Below are 4,481 nucleotides of genomic sequence, written 5' to 3' on the forward strand. Positions count from 1 at the left end.
AATCGAATAATCCGACCACGATTACGACAACGACAACGACGCCTGGTCCGTTAGAACGTCTGGTAGCTGTAGCCGCTCCCACAGCGTCGCCGCGCGACTTTCACGGCAACGTCACGGCCAGTGCCGCCGCCTCCGCCCGGCAGTCGCGGGTGGGCCCCAGTCCCTTGGCGCGGGCCGCGGCCAGTTCCGCCTTGGCGGCCTCTAACTGGGCGCGAAAGGCCGGGTCCGCGTGCAGGCGGGCGACCACGCCGGGCGCCAGCACCCGGCTGGCCGTCACGTCGCTCTGCCAATGCATGCCGCAAATCACCCGGCTCTGGCCAAAGGCATAGCCGCGCGCGAGGAGCCGGTCGGCACGCTCGGGGGCCAGTTCGGTGAGGATCAGGGTCCAGGTCCAGCCGATCATGGTATGACCGGATGGGTAGGACCCATTGCGCCGCAGCCGCGCCTCGTCTTGCGGGGTGCAACTGGCCTGGCGATTGACGACGAAGGGACGGGTGCGCTGGTAGTGCTCCTTGGTCGGCGCGGCGGCCAGATTCGCATCGGTCGCGCTGCGGCCCAGGAGGGCGTACAGGTTCGGCGTGGCCTCTTGCGTGATCGGCGCGTCCAGCGCGCAGGAGAAGGCCTGCGGACCCTGCGGGAGTTTGAGTACCGCGTCGGCGGTCGCTAGCGCCCAGCGCGGCGTGTTGCGAAAGGCGCGCGTCGCGCGGAACGCCGCCTGGTCGGCGGCCATGGCGGCCGATCCCGGGGCGGGCGGGGGCGGGAGCAGCGTCAGGCCGTCGGGCAGCGCGCCGGGCTGCAGGAAGCCGGCCGGTGTCCCCGGCTTGATCTCGGCCACGGCGGCGGGTGGCGGGACCTGGTTGACCGACGCACAGCCCGCCGCCAGGGCCAGGCCGGCCAGCGCCAGCCAAGGCAACAACCGCCGTCGGGCCGCGGGCGCGAGCGGTCGAACGGCGGCCGATGGCTTCCCACCCAAGTCCAGTGCAGGCGATATACCCATTCTCGATCTCTCCTGTTCGCAGGTTTTCAGCGACGCGGCCGGCAACCGCCAGCCTTGCTGAATAGCATATCGCCTTACGCGCGCCGCTGCCGAATCCCAGTTGTAGGAGCGGCCCCCCGGCCGCGGCGGGTGGCCGCCAGGAGTATCAAGGCCGGCAGCGCCAGGCCGCGATCCATGGAATCCGGAATTTCTCTTGGCAGCCTGCATTCTTGCCCCGGTGTCGGGTAAGCTTAAAGCCACCTGAAACCCGACATAGAGCGAGTCGACGATGAGCAAGCTCAAGCTGCGGCCGACCGGACCGGCTGGGGAGGCACCGGTGCGTGTCGGTGCCTCTGTGTGAGATTCTTAAGAGATCTCACGCAGAGGCGCAGAGGCGCAGAGGCGGTGACCCGCGACGCTCGGGTAACCCGCGAAACCTCGTCGCGGCTGAGGCTGCTCCCACAAGGTCCCCGCCGGACTTTCACGGTAAAGCCATGGCCGGCAGCGGACAGCGCGACATGAAGACCGATCCGTCGATCTATGAATACCTCGCCACCGGCGCCGAGGCGTTTCGCATCCTGAGCGGCGGTGTAACCCTGAGCGGGAGCTACCGCTTCGTGTCCCTGACGCTCAAGGGCATCGAGCGACGCCTGGACGGCATCTTTGAACCCGAGGACCACGACGGACCCGCCCAGATCGTCGAGTTTCAGGCGCAACCGGTGGCCGGTGCCTGGTATAACCTGCTGACCAAGATCGGACTGTACGGGGAGGCGCACCCGGGCCGCGCGGTTCGCGGTATCCTCATCTTCCTGCGTGCGGGGGACGATCCCGGGGCACCGCCCGGCGCCGGGCCGCCCCTGTGCTCGGTCGCGTATCTCGACGAGATTCTGCCCGCGTGGCTGGAGCGCGAGCCGGACAACCCATACGTCGCGGCGCTGGTCCCGCTGATCATCCCGCGCACCGAGGACCTGCGGGTCCGTGCCCCGGCGGCCTGGCAGGTGATCCGGACGGCGGCCGTGGCGCCGCCGGTCCGCGCTACCCTGGAACGGATACTCGAATTTTTGCTGATGGAGCGGTTTCCACTACTCACCAACGAGGAGTTGCGCATCATGTTGCCGGTACTGGTTCCACTGGAACAAACACGCGCCTATCAGGAGATTTTTGCCAAGGGCGAAGCCGCCGGTAAGGCCGATGGCGAGGCTAAGGGCAAGGCGGAGGGCAAGGCGGAGGGCGAGGCCAAGGGCAAGGCCGATGGCCTGAAGCGGTTGCTGAAGCGCCGCTTCGGCGCCCTGCCCCGGTGGGCCGTCCTGCGTCTGGATGGGGCGGCCATGGAGCAGTTGGACGGCTGGCTGGAGGGGATCTTCGAGGCCCAGAGCCTGGAGGACCTGCTCGGCCCCAGGCCGCGGCGCGGCGGGCCGAAGGTGCGCTGACGATCTTGTAGGTCGGGTTAGGCGCGCCTAAATGGCATCGCGTCGGAGCGCGGTGCCCGCGCGCGCCGTAACCCGACAGGCGCCCTCGCTGTCGGGTTACGGCGCGCTAAGCCTCCAAGCCAAGACGCGAATTCGTGCCGCGTGCGTCTAACCCGACCGACCGGCCGACCGGTCTGGTCGCGGCTGAAGCCGCTCCCACAGCGTCGCTGCGCGACCTTCACGGTACCGCACGGCGCTGCCAGTGCGGTTGCCGTAGGGCGGATGCCCGCAGGGCGATCCGCCATTGCGCCGACCCCGACGATTGCGCCGGCGCCGGGGCTGGCGGAACCGCTGCGCGTTCCGCCCTACGGGACCGCGCGCCGGGCTGCTGCCGCCTGTCGGTTCAGATTTCTTGTCTTTTTCTACCCCCCAGCTATGGTAATATCGCCGTAGGCAGCACACGTCCGCCCAAGCCGCAAGGAAACCACCGGGCCCCGGTTTGCCGAATCCTTTGTTCAACTGATCGGTCGGAGGGGAGCGATGAAGACGACCTGACGGGCGCGGGACTGCTGGCGGGGGCGCTGCTGCTGGGCGGCGGTGCGGCCCAGGCGGCGCTGATCGACTACACGGCGGGCGGCGTGAACCTGGTCTGGGACAACGACCGTGGTGCGACGGGACTGACCTGGCTCAAGAACGCCAACCTGGCCGACACGGTGGACTTTGGCGTGACCGGCATCGCGGCCGACGGCACCATGACCTGGGCCGTGGCCCAGGACTGGATCACGGCGATGAACGCGGCCAACTATGCGGGCACCAACGGCTGGCGGCTGTGGTCGGCGCTGAATAGCAATGGTACGGATCCGTGCGAGGGCTTCAACTGCACCGGAAGTGAATTGGGGCACCTGTTCTATACCGAGGGTGGTCTGAGTCAAGGCCAAAGCATCACCTCCAGTACGGCGCTCACTGAACATTTCACCAATATGCAGTCGTCCGTGTACTAGTCCGATACGCAGTTCGCGCCGGGTCCCAACAGCGCGTGGATCTTCGGCACCGCCGGCGGGGACCAGGGCCTCGGCATCAAGGACAACCAGTTTTACGGCTGGGCCGTGCGCCCCGGACAAGTCGCCGCCGCCCCGCTGCCCGCGACTGGCTTGCTGATGGCACTGGGCTTGCTAGCGCTCGGAGCTACCCGACGCGCGCGGCGAGCGACGTTGGTTATTCGGTGATTCGGATGCCTGATCTGATAGAGGCGGCCCTTTAGAGGGGGGTCAGGGGGGATACTTCCCCCCTGCGCGCGCAGCGCGCGTGAATACACGATAGGTGTAACTGTTATGGCGCGATACGAACACCTGCCGATCTACAAACAGGCGATGGATGTCGCGGTACACTTCGAGAAGGTGGTGGCCGGCTTCAGCCGCTATCACAAATACACGCTGGGCACCGAGCTGCGCTCCCGGACTTTTATTCCGTGGCCGACCCTGGGCATGGGCCAGCGGCCTCGGGGAAAACGTTTCGGACGGGGCGAATGCCCCGTCCGGCGTGGTCGTCTCCCACAGTATACGCGCCAATGCCGAGCATGACAAGCCGCCGATGCTGTTGGTGCTGCGCGGCCAACTCGATGAGTTATTCATTCTGATTCGCCTGGCCAAGGAGGTCCAGGCGTTCAAGAGTTTTGCGGCCTGTAGGGTGGGTTAGGCGCGCCCGCACGGAGCTTGCCGGATAGCGCGGCGGTGTTGCGCGCCGTAACCCACCATCAACTCCAGGTCGCCTCGGTTTGCAGACACAACGAGGGTTGGCTCAGGAGCTTCAAGGGTCCGCAAGACGGGCCAACGCAACGGGGGCCGGAAGTTGGCGGGCGGCGCCCGCGGGCGCGACCGCCGACGCGTGCCGATTGAATCATTGTGCGCCCATCCCGCCTGGCCCTCGCCACCCATGAGGGGCAGGCATGTCGATACAGGGCGGGATACCCCAAGCTCCATGCCCCTTGCCCGATCGCCGGACTGGCCCCGGCAATTCCGCCCCGCGGCACCAGCCGGCGGCCGGTGCTTCTGGCTCGCACGCTCCTGCGTGGGAGCAAGTGCGGGCGCTCCGCGTCC

Annotated in this window: 4 protein-coding genes; 3 read left to right on the forward strand and 1 reads right to left on the reverse strand. The window is 67.7% G+C overall.

The features are described 5' to 3' along the window. Positions 1-100: 100 nt before the first annotated feature. The gene (locus QZY48_RS23445) at positions 101-997 is read right to left on the reverse strand and encodes a phosphatase PAP2 family protein (protein ID WP_295435631.1); all 897 of its coding nucleotides are present in this window, start codon (positions 995-997) and stop codon (positions 101-103) included. A 497-nt stretch (positions 998-1,494) separates the two neighbouring features. Between QZY48_RS23445 and QZY48_RS23450 the strand changes: the two genes are divergently transcribed. The 3 genes from QZY48_RS23450 to QZY48_RS23460 all read left to right on the forward strand — a co-directional run bounded on the left by QZY48_RS23450 (position 1,495) and on the right by QZY48_RS23460 (position 4,080). Next, complete coding sequence (locus tag QZY48_RS23450; protein WP_295435633.1) at positions 1,495-2,406, forward strand: DUF2887 domain-containing protein; 912 nt, start codon at positions 1,495-1,497, stop codon at positions 2,404-2,406. 134 nt (positions 2,407-2,540) lie between these two features. Continuing rightward, complete coding sequence (locus QZY48_RS23455; protein WP_295435634.1) at positions 2,541-3,386, forward strand: hypothetical protein; 846 nt, start codon at positions 2,541-2,543, stop codon at positions 3,384-3,386. A 538-nt stretch (positions 3,387-3,924) separates the two neighbouring features. After that, entirely contained in the window at positions 3,925-4,080 is a 156-nt protein-coding gene (locus tag QZY48_RS23460; RefSeq protein ID WP_295435636.1) for a hypothetical protein, read from the forward strand. Positions 4,081-4,481: the final 401 nt, after the last annotated feature.

The organism is uncultured Thiodictyon sp. (genome assembly GCF_903828115.1).
In the GTDB taxonomy this organism is placed as follows: domain Bacteria; phylum Pseudomonadota; class Gammaproteobacteria; order Chromatiales; family Chromatiaceae; genus Thiodictyon.

What these genes read in the sequence shown, in the direction of transcription:
- QZY48_RS23445 (WP_295435631.1), bottom strand. Translation starts at nt 997, where the DNA reads ATGGGTATATCGCCTGCACTGGACTTGGGTGGGAAGCCATCGGCCGCC.
- QZY48_RS23450 (WP_295435633.1), top strand. Translation starts at nt 1,495, where the DNA reads ATGAAGACCGATCCGTCGATCTATGAATACCTCGCCACCGGCGCCGAG.